Annotated in this window: 20 protein-coding genes; 14 read left to right on the forward strand and 6 right to left on the reverse strand. The window is 63.9% G+C overall.

The window, feature by feature from the left end:
- Nucleotides 1–486: 486 nt before the first annotated feature.
- Nucleotides 487–2328, reverse strand: coding sequence for a hypothetical protein (locus tag CHC08_RS43340; protein ID WP_143653611.1), 1842 nt, complete (start codon nucleotides 2326–2328; stop codon nucleotides 487–489).
- 167 nt (nucleotides 2329–2495) lie between these two features.
- Here CHC08_RS43340 and CHC08_RS50255 point away from each other — a divergent pair, with 167 nt between their 5' ends.
- The 3 genes from CHC08_RS50255 to CHC08_RS43350 all read left to right on the forward strand — a co-directional run bounded on the left by CHC08_RS50255 (nucleotide 2496) and on the right by CHC08_RS43350 (nucleotide 4618).
- Nucleotides 2496–2672, forward strand: a complete 177-nt coding sequence (locus CHC08_RS50255; protein WP_179282553.1) for a hypothetical protein — start codon at nucleotides 2496–2498, stop codon at nucleotides 2670–2672.
- Nucleotides 2673–2690: 18 nt separating this feature from the next.
- Entirely contained in the window at nucleotides 2691–3032 is a 342-nt protein-coding gene (locus CHC08_RS43345) for a hypothetical protein (protein WP_089213217.1), read from the forward strand.
- 152 nt (nucleotides 3033–3184) lie between these two features.
- Entirely contained in the window at nucleotides 3185–4618 is a 1434-nt protein-coding gene (locus tag CHC08_RS43350) for a hypothetical protein (protein WP_089213218.1), read from the forward strand.
- Nucleotides 4619–4911: 293 nt separating this feature from the next.
- Here CHC08_RS43350 and CHC08_RS43355 read toward each other — a convergent pair whose 3' ends face one another.
- Entirely contained in the window at nucleotides 4912–6069 is a 1158-nt protein-coding gene (locus tag CHC08_RS43355; protein ID WP_089213219.1) for a hypothetical protein, read from the reverse strand.
- A 1010-nt stretch (nucleotides 6070–7079) separates the two neighbouring features.
- Here CHC08_RS43355 and CHC08_RS50260 point away from each other — a divergent pair.
- The 5 genes from CHC08_RS50260 to CHC08_RS50265 all read left to right on the forward strand — a co-directional run bounded on the left by CHC08_RS50260 (nucleotide 7080) and on the right by CHC08_RS50265 (nucleotide 9904).
- Nucleotides 7080–7268, forward strand: a complete 189-nt coding sequence (locus tag CHC08_RS50260) for a sigma factor-like helix-turn-helix DNA-binding protein (protein ID WP_179282554.1) — start codon at nucleotides 7080–7082, stop codon at nucleotides 7266–7268.
- Complete coding sequence (locus CHC08_RS43365; RefSeq protein ID WP_089213221.1) at nucleotides 7265–7885, forward strand: hypothetical protein; 621 nt, start codon at nucleotides 7265–7267, stop codon at nucleotides 7883–7885. Before CHC08_RS50260 ends, CHC08_RS43365 begins: the two co-directional genes overlap by 4 nt.
- 17 nt (nucleotides 7886–7902) lie before the next feature.
- The gene (locus CHC08_RS43370) at nucleotides 7903–9057 is read left to right on the forward strand and encodes a hypothetical protein (RefSeq protein ID WP_089213222.1); all 1155 of its coding nucleotides are present in this window, start codon (nucleotides 7903–7905) and stop codon (nucleotides 9055–9057) included.
- A gap of 76 nt (nucleotides 9058–9133) precedes the next feature.
- Complete coding sequence (locus CHC08_RS43375; protein WP_089213223.1) at nucleotides 9134–9613, forward strand: hypothetical protein; 480 nt, start codon at nucleotides 9134–9136, stop codon at nucleotides 9611–9613.
- 147 nt (nucleotides 9614–9760) lie between these two features.
- On the forward strand, nucleotides 9761–9904 hold the full coding sequence (locus CHC08_RS50265; RefSeq protein WP_179282555.1) for a hypothetical protein: 144 nt from the start codon (nucleotides 9761–9763) through the stop codon (nucleotides 9902–9904).
- 63 nt (nucleotides 9905–9967) lie between these two features.
- On the opposite strand, the gene CHC08_RS48995 is transcribed toward CHC08_RS50265, so the two are convergent.
- Nucleotides 9968–10258, reverse strand: coding sequence for a hypothetical protein (locus tag CHC08_RS48995; RefSeq protein ID WP_143653612.1), 291 nt, complete (start codon nucleotides 10256–10258; stop codon nucleotides 9968–9970).
- A complete protein-coding gene (locus CHC08_RS43380; RefSeq protein ID WP_089213224.1) occupies nucleotides 10239–12083 on the reverse strand; it encodes a hypothetical protein in 1845 nt (614 codons plus the stop codon). Before CHC08_RS43380 ends, CHC08_RS48995 begins: the two co-directional genes overlap by 20 nt.
- A 774-nt stretch (nucleotides 12084–12857) precedes the next feature.
- Here CHC08_RS43380 and CHC08_RS43385 point away from each other — a divergent pair.
- From CHC08_RS43385 to CHC08_RS43390, 3 genes are all read left to right on the forward strand, one after another.
- A complete protein-coding gene (locus CHC08_RS43385) occupies nucleotides 12858–13238 on the forward strand; it encodes a hypothetical protein (protein ID WP_089213225.1) in 381 nt (126 codons plus the stop codon).
- Nucleotides 13239–13470: 232 nt separating this feature from the next.
- Entirely contained in the window at nucleotides 13471–13644 is a 174-nt protein-coding gene (locus CHC08_RS50270) for a hypothetical protein (protein ID WP_179282556.1), read from the forward strand.
- A gap of 559 nt (nucleotides 13645–14203) precedes the next feature.
- Nucleotides 14204–15340, forward strand: coding sequence for a tyrosine-type recombinase/integrase (locus tag CHC08_RS43390; protein ID WP_089213226.1), 1137 nt, complete (start codon nucleotides 14204–14206; stop codon nucleotides 15338–15340).
- Between the two features lie 369 nt (nucleotides 15341–15709).
- On the opposite strand, the gene CHC08_RS43395 is transcribed toward CHC08_RS43390, so the two are convergent.
- Nucleotides 15710–16144, reverse strand: coding sequence for a hypothetical protein (locus CHC08_RS43395; protein ID WP_089213227.1), 435 nt, complete (start codon nucleotides 16142–16144; stop codon nucleotides 15710–15712).
- 674 nt (nucleotides 16145–16818) lie between these two features.
- Between CHC08_RS43395 and CHC08_RS43400 the strand changes: the two genes are divergently transcribed.
- Nucleotides 16819–17106, forward strand: coding sequence for a hypothetical protein (locus tag CHC08_RS43400; RefSeq protein WP_218825771.1), 288 nt, complete (start codon nucleotides 16819–16821; stop codon nucleotides 17104–17106).
- Nucleotides 17107–17805: 699 nt separating this feature from the next.
- Here the strand turns inward: CHC08_RS43400 and CHC08_RS50275 are convergent.
- Nucleotides 17806–18180 (reverse strand): hypothetical protein, encoded by a 375-nt coding sequence (locus CHC08_RS50275; RefSeq protein ID WP_338055737.1) that lies wholly within the window; start codon nucleotides 18178–18180, stop codon nucleotides 17806–17808.
- Nucleotides 18181–18843: 663 nt separating this feature from the next.
- On the opposite strand from CHC08_RS50275, the gene CHC08_RS43410 reads away from it, so the two are divergent.
- Nucleotides 18844–19386, forward strand: coding sequence for a helix-turn-helix domain-containing protein (locus tag CHC08_RS43410; RefSeq protein WP_089213230.1), 543 nt, complete (start codon nucleotides 18844–18846; stop codon nucleotides 19384–19386).
- A complete protein-coding gene (locus CHC08_RS43415; protein ID WP_089213231.1) occupies nucleotides 19311–19913 on the forward strand; it encodes a transposase in 603 nt (200 codons plus the stop codon). Before CHC08_RS43410 ends, CHC08_RS43415 begins: the two co-directional genes overlap by 76 nt.
- Nucleotides 19914–19935 lie beyond the last annotated feature (22 nt).

A 19935-nucleotide genomic window follows, 5' to 3' on the forward strand; every position in this document is an offset into this window, starting at 1 on the left:
GCAACGTCGTTGGCCTGCTCCTGATCCAGCCAAGCGACGAGCTCTGACTTCCAAGCGAAGAGCCGACCGTGACTGTTGAAGAGCGGCTCGATCTTGCACATGTGTCGCATCCAACGCAATGTCCCCTCGGCTCGCCGAGTGAGCGCCGCGATCTCCCCCATGACAACGGGGTTGAGGACCAGCGAGACAGTCATCGTTGGTAAGCCGCTGCGTCGCAGGTCACGGAAGACTGTGCAGGGCGTCGGGGCCGCACCCTCGCTTCGGCGGGCTCTGACCGTCTGACTCTTTCGCATTCGATCAGCTCACCACAACGAGAAATAAGATCTTTCTCACCGCCAATAACTGTTCCGCTGTTCCTTAACCCTGCATCAGGGCAATCAGCAGGATCGAGGTGTCGCGCGGGCCCCGCGCGCTCTGCGTCGGCTGCGGCAGAGTTCGAGTGCACGCCGGACCGTCTCGGTAGCCGGGACCCACAGCACGGGCTCCTCATTCTTGGGCCGGGCCGCTGGAAAGATGCATAGTGGTCTCTTGACGAGCCCAATTCAAATGGGCGAACTCCATTGCCGCGTTGACGGCCGCCGTGTAGGTCCAGGCTGTCCGCTGCTCTGCGCCCCATCCATGCCAGGTGCCGCCGCTAGGGGAGGGAACATGAACGAGGACGAGCACCCCGTCGGTGAGCCAGCCCGTGGTGAGATCGCGAAACAGCTCATACCGTCCGACCTCACTCATGAACGTGCCGAATGTCCGGTGCAGCGCCCGTTTGTCGCCGGGGCCGCAGATGAGAACAACCCTCTGGTGAGGAAGATCTTGGGCGAGCATCTTGAGCTCCCACGCGAAGCTGGAGTTGATTTGCTGCGGGGTGGCCGACACCACGACGGCTCCGGCGTTCACTGCCCAGCTGCGCACCTGCCTGTCCCATGTGTCGTGGGGCAGCCGAGCTCGGGACGCGCCGAGCTGAGGGGCCAGTACAGAGAACAGCCCGCGGAGATTCGTGTCGGGCGGCCCGACAGCGATAATCGGCCCATACCGCCTCAGCTCCCTGGTGAAAATCTCCTCGAACCGCGTCCTCTGCATGAAGCTCAATGGTCCAAAGATCTTCTGCCACAGGCTCCGGCGGTTGAACCTGCTGGCGGGGATTTTCTGGATGTCGTCCCCGAAATTGCGAAGGTAGAGGAAGTACGGCCGTTCGTCACGCCTCATGGCCTCCCGAGCACCCCGAGCACGCAAGCGTATGGCCCCCCGATCGATGAAACCGCCGACCGTGATGCCCGCGATGAGTACGAACCCGAAAACATAACCGAAGGAGTCCCCCGAGTCGATCAATCCGATGAGAAACCAACCGACGAGGACGAGCGCTGGGATCGCGACGGCGAATATCCCAAGGATTAGTACGAGCAGTAGCCAGAGGAGGTCCTTGAACTTTGGACGGTATATCGTTCTTTGGGCTCTTTTCAGATACCGGTGCTGGCGTGTGCGCAGTAGGAGGAGGCCCATCGGCAGCGTGAGCACGGCGAGGATAACGCCGACCCAAACTGATGCCCCGTGAACGATCTGATTGATCACACTCACTCCACACAGGGCCCCGTAGATGGAGAGAAGCCAGCCCCACCAGCGACGGCGCCTCGTCCGGCGCATCTCACGGGAGATCTCGTCGACCGGGTGGATCCGCCCAGCGGGAAGGTCAAAGCGTTCCAGGGTTATATGGGTGTGCAGGCGCTTAACGACGACCACCAGCAACCAGAAAAGGATCAGACCGCTGAAAATTCCGACGAACGGGGGAAAGAGGTTCCACAAATTAGAATCCCGTGGGGCGTCTGGCAACGCGCTCGCTAACCTCCGAGCCACGGGAGCCGACAGAGAAGCGCACTCCACGCTCGCCAGCGGACCGCAGTAGATACGGATCTTGATGAAGAGGTCGCCTTGAGCCCAGACACGTACCGATGGATCATCGACCGATCGAGGAAGGACGAAGTCGGCATTCCCTCTTAGAACGCTCAGCGTCTTCACCTCGTCGGGCGTCTGACTCCTTCGGAGCTCTACCTGAGTGAAGAGCATGCGGATCTGCTGCGGACTGCAGTCATACCATGTCAAATCAAGCCCGACATGGTCCTTTCGGTTCCAGGAGCGCGTATGGCCCTCGCAGCCATCGGTGCCCGGTACATCTATGTGGCTGGGGAGAAGCTGTCCATTCGACGACCACAAGCCATCAATAACGCCATTGGGGGTGAATTTTCGAAAAATGCTCTCGGCGTTCGGATTTTCTGCCAAGGCTGGACTTGATACGGCAAGGATGACCGTAAAGAGAATAAAAATTATCTTAATGCGCATTTCGGCTCCCGTGCCCGCTTTTAACAGTTTAAGGTCTGACCAGGCTGGATATCGCATTAAATATGCGATTAAATACTCCCTTTGGCTGAGTTTAAATCGATAGTATTGCGCATCTAAGGTGGGCGCATTCCAAATCGCGTTAATTGGATCGAATTGGATGATGGATCATGATGCAGGAGGAACCCACCTGGCAGCCGCTCAGCATGCTGGTCACGCTGCCCGTGCACGTGAAGGAAGGCGGGACCGTTGCCCGCGAGCACCGGGCCACGCTGGAGAAGGGCCGCTCTGCGCCTCATGCCCTCAATGGCGCCACCCTCGCCTGGGTGAAGCGGGTCTTCACCTAGAGCGCCGAAGACAACGCGTTGTTTGCCGAGCAGGGCCAGCGCTGGGCGGCGGAAGACCTCACCCCGGCCCAGCGCAACCAGGTCGAGCGCTACGCCGCCCTGGTCGCCGAACTGCAGGCCGAGACCACCGCGACCCTCGCCCTGGCCGACGAGCTCGCCCCCGGAACCATCGAGACGGCGCTGGCCACGAGCGATCTGGAGCTCGGCATTGAGACCCTGCTGTACGGCGGCAGCTGTAGCTCTCCCGCCCCTTGGCGGTCACGGGCAGGTGGGTCAGAACCGAAGCGCTGGATTTCAGCCCTGGTTGAGTTGCGCCGTGGCGATGAACTCCCCGTCTACTCGCCCAGTGAGGCCGGGTAGAAACTCCCGCCGAGCTGCTCGCGGAATGCGAGTCACTGCGGTCCAGCGTGACTTTGGCCCCTCAGGGTTGGATCTCTCCTGCCAGGCAACTCTCACGGTTGCGTAAGCCTTGTCCTCTTACGAAACGGTGAGCGAGCATTCAGCGTAGAAGCATGGATCTCCTCGGTACGTCCCAGATCGCTCAGCTTCTCGGCGTCTCCTACCTTCGTGTCTGGCTGTACCGCAAGCGTCCCGCCTTCCCTTCACCCGCTCGCAGGGAAGGCCGCCGCGAGTACTTCGAGCCCGACGCCATCTGGCGATGGGCTGCCGGTGAAGGTCGTCGGCTTGCTGCGCGCGCTCCCACGCTGTATCGGCCCGTCGACGCTGGCTATCCCGCGGGCTACAAGCAGGCCGAGGTCATCGACGGCTACGTATTGCTGTGGTGGGACACCGCCCTGGGCAGCGTCTGTGTGGCTTATCCCGTCGGCGATAGCGTCGACCCGGATCTCCAGCACCTGGCCCAAGCCGTGCCGCGTGCCGATATCGCCGTGCTCGTGCTGGACACCTGGGACGCGGCCGGGCCCGAGTTGGCGGCCGTCGACCGCATCGCCCCCGACCGACGCTATGGCCTCGACTGGCCCGAGCTGGCGCGTGCGATCGGCGGGCCCGCCCCGTGGTGGCCCCCGGCTCTGCGCAGCCCCGCCGATATGCTCCGCTGGCGTCCCGGGATAGAGCCCACCCTCATCAAGCCGATCCCCGGCACCGACGTCATGCCGCTGCTGGCGCTGGCCCATGATGAGCCGGCCGACTCCAGCATCGCTCTGGCCATGCACCACATGGTCGGCCGCATTCAGGCCCAAGCCGACGAGAGCGCCCGCTCTGCCCTCACCATGCTGGAGGAGCACACCTGGCCCGAGCACCGCGCCGCCATCACTCTGGCGGCCAAACCGCAGATTCCCACTCACCCTGACCACGACGTCCCCGAGACGATCTTGCGTGACGGGTGGAATCGGATTCTGGCCCGTACCGACACCCTGGCTGAGGATGGTGTGCGCATCGCCGATGAATGGGATGGCGGTGAGTACTTCCCGTTCTCCGCCTTCACCGAGGTCACGCCTCGGGCCGGCACCGCGGCGGGGGAATGGGCAGCCACCCTCACCCCCAGCTCGCGAACGGCCGCCCATGCCGCCGTCGGCCGTAGCAGTATCCAGCACACCCACCAAGACCCCGCGACCGGCCTGCCCGCCATCACCGACGAGAAGGGCGTCCTTTACGCTGCGGTCCCGCAGCGACTGCCGGCCACCGCACCCCTCGCCCAGGTCATCCTGCAGGATGCCACCGTGTGGATCCGCACCGCAGACGGCCGGCTCTACCTCGCCCCCCGATACCCCGGGAACGGCATCAACTGGGGATATCGAGGCAGCGGACCCCACGCGCTGGCCGGCCTGCTCAACCTGCTGCTGGACGACATTAACGCTGCCGCCCCTAGCACTCTTGACACTCACATCCTGCCCGGGCTGCTGGGCCTGGCCATGACCAAGTGGCCATCGGGCACCGTGCTGTCCCGTGATGACCTGATCGCCGCCCGCGACCACATCAACGATTGAATCTACGACGCGAAACCCCGGGCCGACTGGTTGGCGCCGCGGGAGGGCGGCCCGGCCGACCCGGGTCCCTGCCTTTTGGACGCGCTCCGGTGCGGCGCCCAGCCAGAACTCATGAAAATCGATCCTGCCATGCAGCCCTCAACCTCGAAACTGAGCCCCTGGCCCGGAAAAGAGGTCGAGCGCTCCTCCTCGCGAATCCAGCAGATCGCCACGGCGGCCGTATCACCGACCACGCAGGAGACGACGCTCGCCGTTGGTGTGAATCGCCCCGATGGATGGCATCCGTCGTTCTTTCAGGCTGTGCGGGCGACGATCAAACGGTTGGTGAGCTCTACCGTGGCCAGGTACCACCAGAAGATCCAGTCCAAGAACGCAGCGTCGTAGTCACCGTGCTGGCCGGTTCTGCGGTGGCGTAGGTCGTACCGGTTGGCGATCTCGAACAGTGCTCCTTCGTCTGGTTTGCCGATGTCGTCGCGAATGAGCTGGCGGCGCTCTTCGAGGACGCCGGCCAATGTGACAATCGCTGAACGCTTGCTCTCGGACGAGGCGGAGCGACTGCGAAAGAGGACGATCGCGTGCTCAACCCGTTCCTTGACGCCGGGTGTTGAGAGGTGCAGAACCTGATGGACCAGATGGCTACGTGCATCATCGGTGACCGCCACCAAGCGCCCGAAATCCTTGCCCTCGGCGGCCAGTTCGTACTCGATGCCAGCGGAGCTCAGCATCTGGTTAATCTTCCAGCGATACAAGGTCCGGCCTGGCACGGCGTGAAACTCGATGTAGTGCCAGCCGCACATGCTGAATGAATGGAACCAACGTCGGCGGGGGCGACTAACCATGTCGTGGAACACCTCCACGAGTCCGTAAAAGTCATCCTCGTCCCATTTTGCGGGAGTTAGCGGCCACAGCCCGGCGATGCCAAGGCGACGATCGATAACCTCTGCAGGATCCAGCAGGTCCTCATCGCCATCGACGCACCTCTCACCGAACGCCTCCACCAGGTAGCCGTTGCCCTCGAACTCGGTGATGATCCGGACGAACTCTTGGTGCACATCTGCGGGCTTGCCTGGCATACGAGCAAAGCTCTCGCTTCGACGTTGCGGCCAGTACGGCCGCGGGGCCGCCACATGCCGCAGTTCATTAGCGCGGCTGAGCAGCTCGGTGAACCATTCACGCTGAGGATTGCCGTCACCTGTTCCCCACGTAGGCGTTGTGCGGGACGGCGCCGCTGATGCCCACGGATCTACCTGCTGGCTCTTCTTCAGATTCGCGACGTCCTCGAAGTCAGCCATCGCTGTTGTCCCTGACAGCGCCTCCGTCAACAACCAGGTAACTCGGTCGCTCCACTGGCCGCCGCTGGAGCGCGCGATACGCTCACCCTCGGTGATGAACAGCGTTGTCGGCCAGAGCAGTTCGTAGGCATCCACGTCCACCCTCACGGCGTTCATCATGGCGCGCCAATGTGGCGAACCTGATGCGATCACCCTTTTGGTGTAGCTGATCGCAACCTTTCTTACCGACAGGCATAGTTGTGGGCTTTGTGTGTCTCGTACAGGAAGACGCCGAGGGTCGCGGCGAAGCGGATGGTGGCTGCGTCGTTGACTTGTTCCTGCTCCAGCTAGGCGACGAGCTCTGGCTTTCAGGCAAAGAGCCGTGGCCGTTGAAGAGCGGGGAGATCTGGCTCGTGCGCTGCAGCCAGTAAGTTCTTCAGTTCCCTGAGCGTGCCGCCGTTCTGCAGAAAGCGCTGAATGGCTTCCCCTGCACCATCGCCGACCTTCACACGCGCCGCTGGATCTTAGACGGCTCGGTCTGCTTCGCCGCCGCGCCAGAGAAGCAGATCGCCGCGCGATCTGGGCGCCGGCATCAGCGTCGTAGGTGGCACGCAGGTCGGCTTCATCCCGGTCGGCCAGGTGTTCGCGGCGGATGCCGAGCTCTTTGAGTAGTGGGCTGACCTGGCGAATGTCACGTTTTGCGGTCCTTGCGCCTCTACCCGCCGACGTTCAGCAGGATCGGCTGAGAGGAAACAGCGTGGTGATCCAGGTGCTGAGGACCCTACGAGGCGTGATCATGGAGGCGGGTGGTGACTGACGGTCGGCTAACCGCGGTTGCGCCCCTGCCGATTCGCGGGCCCGTCTTCTCCGCAGGCGAGCCGGGACTGATAGTGGAGAGCGTGGATTTCGCGGACTTCTATCGAGAAGAGCGATCGGCGCTGGTGGGGTTCGTCATATCCCATGGAGCAAGCCCTCCGGAAGCGAGTGACGCGGTCCAAGTCGCGTTCGCCGCGGTGCTTCCACCCCGGTGGGAGACCATTCGCGATCCTCGGGCTTATCTGCGGGTGGCCGCGCTTCGTGCGTACTATCGGTCGGCTCCGTGCGCCGCTGCGGTCGTTGAGGAAGTCCCGGAGCCGGCGGGCTGGTCACCACCGCTGGATCCGGTGGAGGTCGATGAGGGCGCCCGATGGGTGATCTCGGCGCTAGCCACCTTGCCCTGGAAACAGCGTCAAGTGATGGCCTGGTACATCGACGGTTACTCCTACGCCGAGATCGCCAAGATGCTCCGGATCCCGGTGCCGGCGGTCCGCAAGAACTTCAGCCGGGCCCGGCAGGCGCTCCAGGACTACTACTTCGGCCAGCAGAGGGAGGCAGGATGACAAGCCGAAGCGCTGACTTCCACTTCGCCGACGATGAGTTCGAGGCGCTGCTGCGCCAGGCACGCGCGAGGCAGGTCGCCGACCTCGACGCCGGCTGGGACTTCGATGCCGGCCTGGCCGACGTCTATGCCCGCGCCGGGCACACTCCGCCCCCGCCCACGCCCGGCGCATCGAGCCAGCCCAGCGCCTCCGAGCCGGCTGGGCAACAGGATGCTGAACGCGACGCGGTCGAGGACGTTTGCTCTCACATCGAGATGATCGATGCCCTGCTCGCGGCGGTAAGCAAGATCGGTGAGGGGCCTGTCCTGCACGGCAGCTACCTGACGATGGCCCGCCAGTATCTGATGCAGCTGCGCCTGGGTCTGGCCGGCCGTCGACTCACCGCCGCGCAGGCGTTCGGGCTGCTCAGCACGGTCAAACATGACCTGCGGGAGGCCGACCGTACGCTGCGGCTCCAGCATGGTCTTTCCCTGGAACAGGCCCTGCGGGAGCGCATCGGAGAGCTCCGGGAAATCAACACCGATCTCAGCCAGCAGATGGACCTCCTCGACGACAAGGTCATGCGGCTGTTCAACGACGCCGACGAGCCCGCCGCCCTCACCCCCACCTCGCACTGAGCAGGAAGGAGCTGTCGATGGGCAAGGCAGAGCGCAACCGGAAACGACGTCAGCGGCAAAGCGGCCACGGCCACCCATGGACGGAGGTGCCGCCGGGCGCCGTCCGCGGCGGCACCCAGGCCGCGGTGAGTCTGGCCGCCGACATCTTCGAAGAGACCCAGATGCCGTGCCGGACCGCCTTCCTGGACGATCCCCTGTTCGGCGGTCCCAAAGCCGCGGTTACCGCCATCCAGCCCGACGGCAGTGTCCTCACCGACGGTGAGATCATCAACCCCGGTCCCGTCGTGCTGTTCGAACCCATCAAGGTCATGATGGTGAAGGACACGCGAACCGGCACGGTTCACGAGGCCCGCACCGAAGGAGTCATCAGCGGCGGATTTCACCGGGTTCCCCGCGGAATCATGGCCAGCCTGCCCGCCGAGGGCTGGAACCTGTACCGGACCGCCACCGGCCTGATGCTCTGCGACACCTTCGAGGGCATATGGGCAGAAGGGACACTCGAGTTGGATCCGGCATGGGTGTCGGAGGCCACCAGCCAGGGCTGGGTCACCGTCTTCTTCGGCCCCCGCCTCGGGGTCCGCATCCCCCCGCACACGAGCGCCCAGAGCTACACGCTGCAGCAGCGAATCGCCGAGTTCCGGCAGGGCCGCAGCGAAGGCCTGTGCGCTGCGGCCAGCGTCAAATGGCATCCCGTGGCGCCCCAGGAGACCAGAAGCTGGGTGCTGCTGCCGGCGGGGACCTTCGGCCAGCCGCTGCCGGTGGCCTACATGCCCCAGCTCAACTTCACCCGCCTGGGGGGACCCGAGGCCTTCGGGTTCGTGCGGACCCCGGAACGGCTCGCTGACATTCCGATCGCCGTCGGCGTGACGGCCGAGGTGACCCCCACCGACGTCGACCTGGTTCAGCCACATCTGGACGACAGCCTGAACTTCGTCGGCGGCTACCGGGCTCCCGGCGGCGCCACCGATCTTCGGTACGCCGCCTGGCATGCGGCCGCCCACACTCACGGCCAGATCTTGGTCATCACCGGCCACCAGGATTTTCCCGCAGGCCACAAGATCCGCCACGACACGCCCGAGGACGTCGACAAGCGAGTTCTCCAGGTGATGGGCGCCTCCTACGCCGCGACCGTCTCGGTCAGCGACACACCGCGCAGAGCGCCCCTCGCGTAAACGATGACAGAGGCCCGATGAACACCCGCACGCCCGAAGAGCTCCAAGCCCTCCTGCGCTCAGCGAAAGGAATGCCGTGGCCGACTGGCACGCGCGCAAGGAAGCCGGGGACCGGCACGAGCATCGCGTCGCACGCGAGCTAGAAGAGCGCGGCTGGACCGTGCAGTTGTGCGGCCAGGGCACCTACCCTGCCGCCATCCAGCGGGCGTTGAGCCGCACCGATTCCCAGCTGCGCCAGTTCCCCGACCTGATCGCCGCCCGCGGCACCGATGTCATCACCATCGACGCCAAGACCCGGATGCACAGCCTCCACACCGGCCGCTACACCATCTCCCGCAAATGCCTCATCGCCGGACTGCACTTTTTGGGCGCACACGCCCCCATCCCGCTGTATTACGTCTTCGGCCAGATGGGCGTCCTCACCCCCGCAGAGGTCATGCACTATGGCTCCATCGGTTTTCGTCACCCGAGCGGCTCCTACTACCTGGTCAACAGCCATCTGGCCCACCGCTTCGATGACGTGTTCGGCGCACCGGTGAACTCGATGACGGCATAGCCGGCGCGACGCGATACCGGCGATCTGGCCGGCCATGAGCGGCGGATCCAGAAAATCGAGGGCGGCGCGCCTGGCGTCTCCTGGGCCGAGCACTCTTATGCCGACCGGCGCACGCTGCAGGAGAAGGCCCGTCCGGAGACTCCCGGCGTGCAGCGGAGTTTCGCGGACATCGTCGGCAGCCAGCTCGAGGGAGTCGTCTTCGTCGCCACGGACGAGTTGCGGGGTGATCTGGAGGCCCGGTACGGCTCGGGCCGGGTCGACATCGAGGGCGTGTGCCAACCGGCGACCTGAAAACGGGGCCGGCGCCCGCGAAGCGGGAGCGCAGATCCAGGGTAATGGTCAAGGCCAGAGGCGCTAGGCGCTTCGGCGGTGACCTTTTGATGCGCCTGGTTCGTCTGCCAGCTGAGCTTTTTCGACCTCAGCGACCGCCAGGGCTATCGCCTTGGAGATTTTTTCTTTCGTGCGGTTTTTGAGGGATTTGCGCGTAATGTCCAGCAGAGATTTTACCTCGCTACGATCTCCGAATAACTCATTGTCGGGTAACTCGGATGACCGCACGTATTCGATGGATTCGAGCACGTAAACACCGTCGGGAGAGTCGTTCCTCAAGATCGGCACCGCCTCTCTAGCTAACTGCATTTTCATTGAAGACAGTCTCCTTCCGCAAGAGTCTCCGGTAGGAATTTGACCGGATGATCGACTGGATCAGTACATACACGAGGTTGGCGCTTGCTAGGTAGATGAGAACCAACCACCACCATCGCACTTCGATACCCATGAGGGAGGCTGTTCCACTTACCTGATCGATGGCCTGGGCGGTGCCCTCGGCCCCGCCCTTCTGCGCGGTGCTTCCCGAGACGACAAACACGATGGAGGCGGCGATGGAGACGAAGCCGCCCAAGATGAGGGAGCAGCGGGCGGCGAGCGAGGATCGGAGGATGGCCTCGGTGTCGGAGCTGAAGCCGAACCATGAGGCGGCTATCGCCGGCAGGACCAGGAGGACGGCGGGGATGTCGCTGTCGCGCTCGATTCCCCTGACCTCCGCGATGGCCACCGCGACGATCAGCAAAAACGAGGTCACCGCCGTGATGACCGCACTCGCCAGCGTTCCGGGCGGCACCTCCCCGAAGGACACGGAGACCTTGATTTTTTTCCACTGCAGCCCGGAAAAGTCTCGCGTGTAGAGGTGAGCGTAGTTCTGGCCCCGCTTGAGGAGCAGCTGGAAATAGGGATCACGGTCGCCGGAGGTCCGCAGGCGGTCTTTCTCGGTGAGCGACTGGATGTGGGCACAGTCTCCCCGGCCGTCGGTCTCCACCTCGGAGCCGCTCAATTTTTTTTCGCATTCCGTGCAGCGCAGAGTTTGCTCCATCAGATATTGAGATTCCGGAGCTCTTACCTGCAGGTGATACGACTTGGAAGTGAACGCCATGTCGGGAGCCATCTGCAGCGTTACCGGCCGCAATCCCAGCATGAGGCGGATCCAGTGGCGAAGATGCTTGGACTTGTTGGGAGGGATGGTCGTCCGGGAGTAAGAAATCTGCAGCCGACGGGAATCCGGCATGTCGGAGATAACGGCGACGACGGGCGTGGAGCGGGCGAGGGTTCTTACGAACTCCTTCAGCCACGTGACGTTCCTTGGCTCGATATCGCTCTGTGCGTTTATGCCGATTCGGAAGAGCGCGATCGCAATCATTTTCTCTATGGTCTTGTGCGGTATGGGCTTGTTTCCGCAGGTCAACATCAAGAAGATGGCTTCGGCCGCGTCAATGCCGTCGGGGTTGGCGGCTCCGCGGCGAGGGGTTTGGCGGAGCGCCGCATGCACCAGGAAATGAAGGGAGGAGGAGATGAGCTGGAGGGTCTCCTCATAACAGAGGATGTCGACGCTCCGGCCCTCGCGATCTCGAACCTGGAAGTTGTCGATCATCTCCTTTTTCGAGCAGTTCAGGATCGGGACATAGGTTTCTGAGGCGCCTTCGTTTCCGGCGGAGTCGTCCTCGGCGGGAACACTTAAGCCGGTGAAACCTTCCATCCAGGAGGGTTCGACGAGTGCATCCGACAACGAAATTTCGATCTTGACGTCCTGTACGATCACGCGGCCTTCGAGGGAGACCGTTTCTACCGTTCGCATCCTTGACTTCTCGGGCTGGAGAACCAGGGAGATGAACATCGGTAGTGATGTCATTTTCCCCGAATCGACGGCCTCGGCTTGAAGTTCAAAGGCTCGTCCCAGGTCGGAGCTGCTCATGTCGAGAAGGGAGATGTCCTCCTCGTCGGCAGTGGAGGGTCGTCCGGCCGTGGCCTGTCGTTTGTATCGGTAGTTGATCACCGTAAGCAAGGCCAGTACGAGTACCACCCATACGCCGATTGCCCAGGGGCGTAGGTGAAATAACGGCGACGGCGATGCCGCGGTAGGAGCGTCCTCCCAGGGCATCGGCATGAAGGCCGGCCAGCCCAGAGCCAGGGCACTCATTCCTAGCGTCATAGACGCGATCTTGAACCGATTCATCGTACGGATGCGTTTGCCTCTCTAGCCTCGCCCGGTCGGCTGCGTCTCACGCGGCATAGAGGTAATCGCTTCAACCATGTGTTCGGTTTACGGCGGAGGCGCTGATGATTGATTTCTTAATCAAGCCGAGACCGAATTAGGCTTGTCTCCTAGAATCCCGTTCTACGGGAAAGCCCCATGAAGGCCAGGGTGTTGATATATCGCCTAAAGGCCGCAGGCGGCTCAGATCCTCATCCGAATACTCGCTTGAAAAATGATTCGAGCTGGATGGAAGCGCTCGACGGTGAAAAACGTTTATTGAAGGCCGCGCGCACCTCAATACATAATAAATAAGGACAAATTGGATCACTTGGTCTTTTCATCCTGTTTCAGGGAGCCTAAGAGCGAGGATCACTTTGATGGGCTGACCTGCGCGAAGAGGACAGCGGCGTGGCTTGCCCAGGATGCGCCGAGTCTTCGGCTGCGCATTCGCTCGCTCGCCAGATTATTGATCCCACCGAGTCCGTGACCTGCGTCATCAGGATGAAAAGGCTTGGTGGACTTCGATGCGTGGGGTCGGCTGAGATGTACCTCGAACGGGAAATAGTCGAATTCCACCGCCCACATGTACCGGTGTCACATTGGAGGCCGTCCTCGATAGGACCTAAGGCTTGATACCTGTGCCGTCATTTCCGGGACGCGCTACCGACCGCTATGGAATAAGAGGAGCCGGTACGTACACAACCAAGGAGGCACCCCATGTTCCGGCGACGTCTCGCCGCAGTTGCTATAACCGTCGCCCTGGCCGCGACCAGCGCCGTCAGCTCCACCCCCGCAGCCGCCACCTCCTCGGCCGCCCTCTACACCGACATCTCCGTGACCGTCACCCTCGCCCAGTGCCCCCGTGGAGCGCGAGGCGTCAAACGAGTGAACATAACGATCACCACGCCGGGCACCTCCGGATCCAACTGGAACGGAGACACCGTCAGCGGACTGAAGGCGTTCACCGGCAACAACCTCGTACAGGGCACCAACTTCTGCCAGACCGGAACCGGCATCTTCGGCGGAGGCATCGGCTACTACAACACCTGGCAGGTCTACAGATACTTCTCCTGTAGCGGCCAGCGCACCTACGTCTAACCCGTAGACGACGAAGTCCTCGGCGCATCGCACCGAGGACTTCGTCACGCCTCTGGCCTCCCCGAACGCCTCCTCACAGTGAACCTGATGAGAGCTGACGGGCCTCGAGGTCCGGTGACTTTGCCGCCCTCCCTTGCCCCGGGTGATCGGCGAAGGCCGGGCATGTGGCCGTGGCGGGTTCCGGCGCATGTGCTGGGCGTGGCCGGGCGCCTGCCGGGCCGGCGGATGCTTGATGAAGCGGTGGCGTCCGGCCACATCGGCGAGTCACGCGCATGACGACCCACTCCGCGGCCAGCGCCGGGGCGCCCAGCCGCTGGCCGCGGTCCAGGTCTTCGCGGCGCTCGACGATGAGGTCTCGGAGGCATTCGACCGACGGGGCGGATCGGCCGTCCGCCGCCGGCGGTGAGACCCGCCGCCCCCTCCCTCGACTTGACGCGGCTGCGCCCGCCCGGCGCGCCAACCGGTGGTGCGCACCGGGCGCGGCCCCGGCATGGGCGTGCCTCGTTAGGCGAAAATCACCGGGTCATCGGATGACCGGTCCTTCGGAGGAGCCCGCCGAGACGATGGCGTGTCCGTGCCACATAATTGACGTTATGGAGTACGGTGAACCCGGCCACCCCCACCCCAGCCCCAAATCGGGAGAAAACCCCCGTGATGACAGCAACACCCCAAATCCCTACCTGGCGCTCGACAACGCGAAATCCATCGTTTTTCGACATAAACACCGACGTCAGTCGCGAAGATGCTGAATTCGACCATCGAGGTGTAATCGTCGCACCACACTATGAGTGGGTTTTTCTGTCGCGTTATCGCCGAAAAGGCGCAACAGCGGTCATCGCGTGTGTTCGGCGGGCAGAGGCGGCATCGGCCCCCGAACCGGGCAGGCACCGGGCGCGGGAGGCCGCAGCCGGGCGCCGCGTCCCCTCCGGCCGCCCGGCCCGCCGTCTAATCCGGGAGGGTGCCCGATGAGCACACCGCCCCCCGCCGCGTCGACCGCGATCGCGCGCGACCCGCTCCCCCACGCCGCCGCCGGCCGCCCGGGCACGGTCGCGTTCTTCCGCGCCGCGCCCGAGCACCGCCGACCGGCGCTGGCCGCCGCGGTCGCCGCGCTGCCCGCCCTGCCCGCGATCGACCTGGAGGACGCCTACGGGGTGCACCGGCTGACCGCGATCTGGCTGGAATCACAGAACTCACCGGCCACCGCCGCGGAGTACTACCGCGACCTGACGATGTGGCTGACCTGGTGCGCCGCCCGCGACCTGAACGCGCTGGGCGCGCGGGTCGCCGACGTCGATCTGTACAAGAGCGACCTGACCGCCCGGTATGCGCCCGGCACCGTGGCCCGCCGGCTGTCGTCACTGTCGTCGTGGTACCGCTACCTGCTGGCCAACGAGGCCTGCGAACGCAACCCCGCCCTGGCCAGCAAACGCCCCCAGCTCACCGCCCAGTCGACCACCACCACCAGCCTGTCGCGCCACCAGGTCACCCTCTTTTTGCAGACGGCCGCCGCCGACGCCGGCGCCCGGGTGAGTGAACGCGACCTGGTCCGCGCCCGCACCGCCGCCCTGCTGGCGGTGTTCGTCACCACCGGCCTGCGGGTGGCCGAGGTCTGCGCCGCCCGGATCGACCACCTCGGCCACACCGAGGGCTACGACGTGCTCTGGGTCACCCGCAAGGGCGGCAAACGCCAGGCCATCCGACTGGAGGCCCCGGTCCGCGCCCTGATCACCACCTACCTGAGCCGCCGCGCCACCATCGATCCCGCTGGCGTCGATCCGGCGCAGCCGTTGTTTGTCACCGTGGCCACCGGCCCGCACCCCGGGGGTAAGCCGATGGACCGCCAGGCCATCGGCAAACTGATCCGGCGGATCGCCAAAACCGCGGCCATCCCCTCCTGGGCGAAGCTGACCCCGCACTCGCTGCGGCACTCCTTCGTCACCCTGTCCCTGGACGCCGGAGCCGCCCTGCGCGACGTCCAAGACGCCGCCGGCCACGCCAACGCCAACACCACCCGCGCCTACGACCGCAACCGCGGCAACCTGCGCCGCCATCCCGCCGGCCGCCTGATGACCTACCTCGCCGAAGCCGAAGACCACCACTGACCCACCGGCCCCCGGCCGCACCGACCGTCGTCCCCGGCCCGCGCACCACCGTGCACCTCGCGCTGCCAACCGTCGAGGCGGCCGGTCAGCGATCGAGGCCCCTGCTGGATGCCCTGATCGCTCGTAGCCGACCACCTGATCTCCAGCTCCCACGGCGGAGGCCTCGAGTCGGTGATCCGAGCTGACTACCTGGTCGGACTGCATCGCTTCACTTGCCTGGCCACGTAGTTCATCGCGGGTTTGGGGATCGCACCTGAGCGCCCAGGAACCGTACCTTTTGATCGAAATCTGGGCGTGAAAAGGGCCGTCATCGTTGTCCGATGACGGCCCGGGGCGGAACTATGCGACGTGTTAGATCAACCTGAGCGGTCAGGCAGAGCGGCCATACCTGGTGATCAGGTAGAGGCCGGCGACGAACACGAGGGCGGCAGCGAGGCTGGCGGCGATGACCGTGTAGATGCCGGGGGCGTCGACCGAGCTGCCGATCCACGCTGCGGCGACGGCCATGAGGCTGCTGGCGGCGGCCAAGATCAAGGTAGCCACGGCCAGCTCTCCGGCGGACCACGGGTTGTTGCTGTGCCTGATCGTCAGCCCCTCCATGGTCAGGCTGACCTCGGCCTCGTTGCGGGAACGCTCGCCATCGGCCCGCGCGGTCGGCTTCTGCTCGCTGAGGTCAACCTCGGTGAACGACTGAGAGCCGGCAGCCTTCGCCGAGTTCAGGGCGCCGTCGTCACCGTCGCGGCGCTCCTCGAGCAGAGGGTGCTCCTCCCGCTGCCGCGCGTCGTCGGCGATGAAATCGTTCATGCGTGTCTTCCTGTCTGTTGTGGTGACGGTGCTGCTTCTGCGCCGAGGCGTGGAAGCAGCGACGCCGGATGTGCCTGAGTCCCACGTGCATAGTACCAGTCGAATTGTGCGTGGAATGCGACTCTTATACGCGTCTCAGGCTGACCGAAGTGAATGCTAAAATCTGACCAAGATCAATAAATAAGTAACTATTTACTTATGGAACACATGTTTGGATCGGCCTTTGCTGTCGCAGCGGGGCCATTGACCGAACGGGAGAGGTTTGCGCGTCAGTCGCTCGCAGTGATGAAACACCCAGTTAGGGAGGAGGCATCGAGTTGGCTGCAGGGCAGAATCCCGTCAGGGTGCGTGGCGGGCTGACGTACAGCATCGAGTGATCTGGCAAGGTAGCCGGGGGCGTTGCCTGCCCAATAGATGCTTGCAACCAGCTCGCTCGGAGCGGTGCCTTAGTACGTGTTTTAGTTGACTTCAATGATGCAGCAATGCATACTCGTAACAAGCGTGAGCATGAAACTGGCTCGCGTGACGGCGGCTCACGCCTTGATCTTGGGAGGGGATTGCATTGAAAACATCGACAACCAGGCAAAACCCCAGAACGTTTGAGATCCAGACGCGGCCGCTGATCATGGCTTTCTGCGCCCAGATAGCCATCTCATGGAAGGAAGGGTTGTGCCGTGACCAGGAACGCAAGCATCGACAGGACGCAAGACGGCGCCCAGCTGCAAAAGCGGTCCGCCGGCCAACGAACCAATGCGCCTCTGGAACGAGTGACTGTCAACCTCACCGCGCGCTCATCTCAAGCCCTCGATCATGCAATCGAGGTCACTGGAGACAGCAAGACCGATGCGATCAACCGAGCTATCCAGGTCTATGCCTTCATCGAAGAGATCCTCAGCAACGGAGGGGTGGCCTATGTCCGTCCCTCATCGGATGCCGAGCTCGAGCGGTTGCGGTTCATCTAATACCCTCTAAGTGACTTCCCTACCTGGCGCGATACCGCATCGGGGAGTGGAAGCTCAGACCTGTCTGCTGGGTGCCGGATGTGCCTGATGTCCCAACTGAAGCCATCGCAGGCAACCGCACTGGTCTGAAGGAAAAGCTCCCGGCTCCCGGGAGATGTAGTCCCGGGAGCCGGGAGCGCCCTAGCCACCGCAGCTGACTGCTCACCTGCTGACCAAGCGTTGGTCTCGGCGCGGCCCGGTCTGCAAGATAAAGCGTCTTCGATCTCCGTGGCGACAAACGTCACGATTCGCATGATTCTGATTACCATTTGTTATAAACGAGTGTGAGTGGAACGGGTCGGAAATTCGCTGTTGATCTTTGATGATGCTGGTCAGCGGCGTCCAGGCGGTGTACTTGTGCGGCCTCGCTTCGCACCTACAAAAGCCACGCGCAGATTGCACAGATCTTGATCGATACTTATGCCGTTGAGCGGCTCGCCGGAGCAGCGCCGATGGTACATATTCGAGCATGCATACGGCAGAAGATAACCGCCTTGCAGAAACACTTCGACCTGGCTGCGTCTGCGCGACGAAGGCCGCCTGCAGGCTGTCAGAATTACACAGGCGAAACTGCCACGAGTCGTCGATCCCGGTCCGACCCAACGCAACTCGGCACCCCGGCTCCCATCAAGCCGGTCACGCACCGCGCTGATCGTCGCCTCACCATGGATCAGCGACACGACCATCGGCCTCCAACCCAAACCGCAGCAGATTCTCCCGCCAATCATTCCCTGGCTGTTTCGGCTGCCGGGCCAGCTGCAGTAGCGCCTTGGGGTTACCAGCGTCGATGGCTGCGCGGATTAACCGCTCTGCTTCTTCTCGGTTGCCAGCTTGCTCCCGTCGCTGGGCCAAATCTCCCAAAGCGAAAGGGTTGCCGGCTGCGGCTGCTGCGTAGGCTAGCCGTTCGGCCTCTTCGTGGTCGCCCGCCTGTTCCCGCATCTGAGCTAAGAGGTACAGCGCATCGCTGTTGCCGGCTGCGGCTGCTGCGTAGGCTAGCCGTTCGGCCTCTTCGTGGTCGCCCGCCTGTTCCCGCATCTGAGCTAAGAGGTACAGCGCATCGCTGTTGCCAGCTGTGGCTGCGTGGGCTAGCCGTTCGGCTCCTTCACGGTCGCCTGCTCGTGACCGCATTCGGGCTAGAGAATGTAGCGAGTTGGTGTGGCCAGCGGCTGCGGCTGCGTGGGCTAGCCGTTCGGCTCCTTCACGGTCGCCTGCTCGTTCCCGCATTCGGACTAAGGTGTACAGCGCCTCTCCATAGCCAGCGGCTGCGGCTGCGCGGGCTAGCCGCTCAGCCTTATCCTGGTCGCCGCTCTGCTCCAATTGCTGAGGCAGGGTTTGAAGCCCGAGGGGAATCTCGGCGGTCGCGCGAGCTAGTCTCTCAGCCCCGCCCTGGGCGTCGATCTGCTCCCGTGCTCGGGCTAGGGCATGCATAGCGTTGGCGCTGCTGGCCTTGGCGGCCGCGCGGGCTAGTTGCTCAGCTCCTTCGCGGTCGCCTGCCTGATCTTGCATCTCGGCTAAGACATACAACGCATTGCTGTTTCCGGCATCGGCGGCTAGGCGGTACAGCCGCTTAGCCTCTTTTTTATCGCCACTCCGTCTCCGTGCGTGGGCTAGAGCATGTACTGATCAAGAAGGTCTGAGGTCACGCGCATCTGGGTTGCCGGCTGAGCGGCATATTCGCGTGGGTTGTAGACCTGGAATATGAGGTATTCGGATCGCGGGGGCCTGTCGATGTGGGCCCGCGCTGAACGGGAGCGGCTTCGGTTCGTAGCCGCGGACATGTTCGCCGGCGGGATGAGCGCGCCGCAGGTAGCGCGGGAGTTGAGCATCACCCGCAAATCGGCGTGTGCGTGGCGCCGGGCCTGGGAAGCCGGCGGCAAAGCCGCGCTGGCGTCCAAAGGTCCGGGCGGGAACGTGTGCCGGCTGTCTGCTGATCAGCTCGAGCGACTGGAATGGGAACTGGAGCGGGGCCCGGCCGCGCACGGCTGGAGCGATCAGCGCTGGACGCTGCCTCGGATCGCCGCGGTGATCAAGGAGGTGTTTCGGGTGTCGTATACGGCGCGTGGGGTGGCCTATCTGCTGCGCGGGCGGGGCTGGTCGGCGCAGGTGCCCGTGCATCGGGCCACCGAGCGAAATGAGGAGCAGATCACCGCGTGGCGGGGCTGGCGGTGGTCGGCGTTAAAAGGACCGCGGCGGCCTGGGGCGCCTGGATCGTCTTCTGCGACGAATCGGGCCAAAGTCTGAGGCCGCCCAAGGGCCGCAGCTGGGCACGGCGCGGTCACACTCCGATCGTGGCCGTACCGGGGCGCGGAACAGGCCGGGTCTCGATCGCCGGATTGCTGTGCGTTAAGCCGGGGCAGCGGACCCGGCTGATCTACCGGACGACTGTCTATCACGGCCGTAAATACGAGCCGAAGGGCTTCGGCTCGGCTGACTTCGCGGCCCTGCTTACCGACGTCCACCAGCAGCTCCACGGCCCGATCATGGTGGTCTGGGATAATCTTCCGGCGCATGTCAGTGCCCCGATGCGGGCCTGGATCGCCGCGCGCGCCGACTGGCTGCTGGTCTACCGGCTGCCGCCGTACGCCCCGGAACTTAATCCCGCCGAAGGGATCTGGGCCAATCTCAAGGGCAAGATCTACAACCTTGCCGTCCACGGCGTTGACGCACTCGCGGTGCTCCTGAAAAGCCACCTCAAGTGCTTGCAGTATCAGCCCGACTTGCTCAACGCGTTCATCGCCGAGACCGGCCTGAGCCTCGAACCGCCATAACCCCAGACCTTCTTAATCAGTA

Origin of the sequence: Streptosporangium subroseum (assembly GCF_900188345.1) — a bacterium.
Taxonomy (GTDB): Bacteria; Actinomycetota; Actinomycetes; order Streptosporangiales; family Streptosporangiaceae; genus Streptosporangium; species Streptosporangium subroseum.

Bases quoted from the DNA above. Each gene is read 5' to 3' on its own strand.
- CHC08_RS50270 (WP_179282556.1), top strand. From the start codon at position 13,471: ATGAAGCGGTGGCGTCCGGCCACATCGGCGAGTCACGCGCATGACGAC.
- CHC08_RS50255 (WP_179282553.1), top strand. From the start codon at position 2,496: ATGATGCAGGAGGAACCCACCTGGCAGCCGCTCAGCATGCTGGTCACG.
- CHC08_RS43350 (WP_089213218.1), top strand. From the start codon at position 3,185: ATGGATCTCCTCGGTACGTCCCAGATCGCTCAGCTTCTCGGCGTCTCC.
- CHC08_RS43390 (WP_089213226.1), top strand. From the start codon at position 14,204: ATGAGCACACCGCCCCCCGCCGCGTCGACCGCGATCGCGCGCGACCCG.
- CHC08_RS43365 (WP_089213221.1), top strand. From the start codon at position 7,265: ATGACAAGCCGAAGCGCTGACTTCCACTTCGCCGACGATGAGTTCGAG.
- CHC08_RS43380 (WP_089213224.1), bottom strand. From the start codon at position 12,083: ATGAGTGCCCTGGCTCTGGGCTGGCCGGCCTTCATGCCGATGCCCTGG.
- CHC08_RS43410 (WP_089213230.1), top strand. From the start codon at position 18,844: ATGAGGTATTCGGATCGCGGGGGCCTGTCGATGTGGGCCCGCGCTGAA.
- CHC08_RS43385 (WP_089213225.1), top strand. From the start codon at position 12,858: ATGTTCCGGCGACGTCTCGCCGCAGTTGCTATAACCGTCGCCCTGGCC.
- CHC08_RS50275 (WP_338055737.1), bottom strand. From the start codon at position 18,180: ATGCGGGAACAGGCGGGCGACCACGAAGAGGCCGAACGGCTAGCCTAC.
- CHC08_RS43395 (WP_089213227.1), bottom strand. From the start codon at position 16,144: ATGAACGATTTCATCGCCGACGACGCGCGGCAGCGGGAGGAGCACCCT.
- CHC08_RS48995 (WP_143653612.1), bottom strand. From the start codon at position 10,258: ATGAAAATGCAGTTAGCTAGAGAGGCGGTGCCGATCTTGAGGAACGAC.
- CHC08_RS43370 (WP_089213222.1), top strand. From the start codon at position 7,903: ATGGGCAAGGCAGAGCGCAACCGGAAACGACGTCAGCGGCAAAGCGGC.
- CHC08_RS43355 (WP_089213219.1), bottom strand. From the start codon at position 6,069: ATGATGAACGCCGTGAGGGTGGACGTGGATGCCTACGAACTGCTCTGG.
- CHC08_RS43340 (WP_143653611.1), bottom strand. From the start codon at position 2,328: ATGCGCATTAAGATAATTTTTATTCTCTTTACGGTCATCCTTGCCGTA.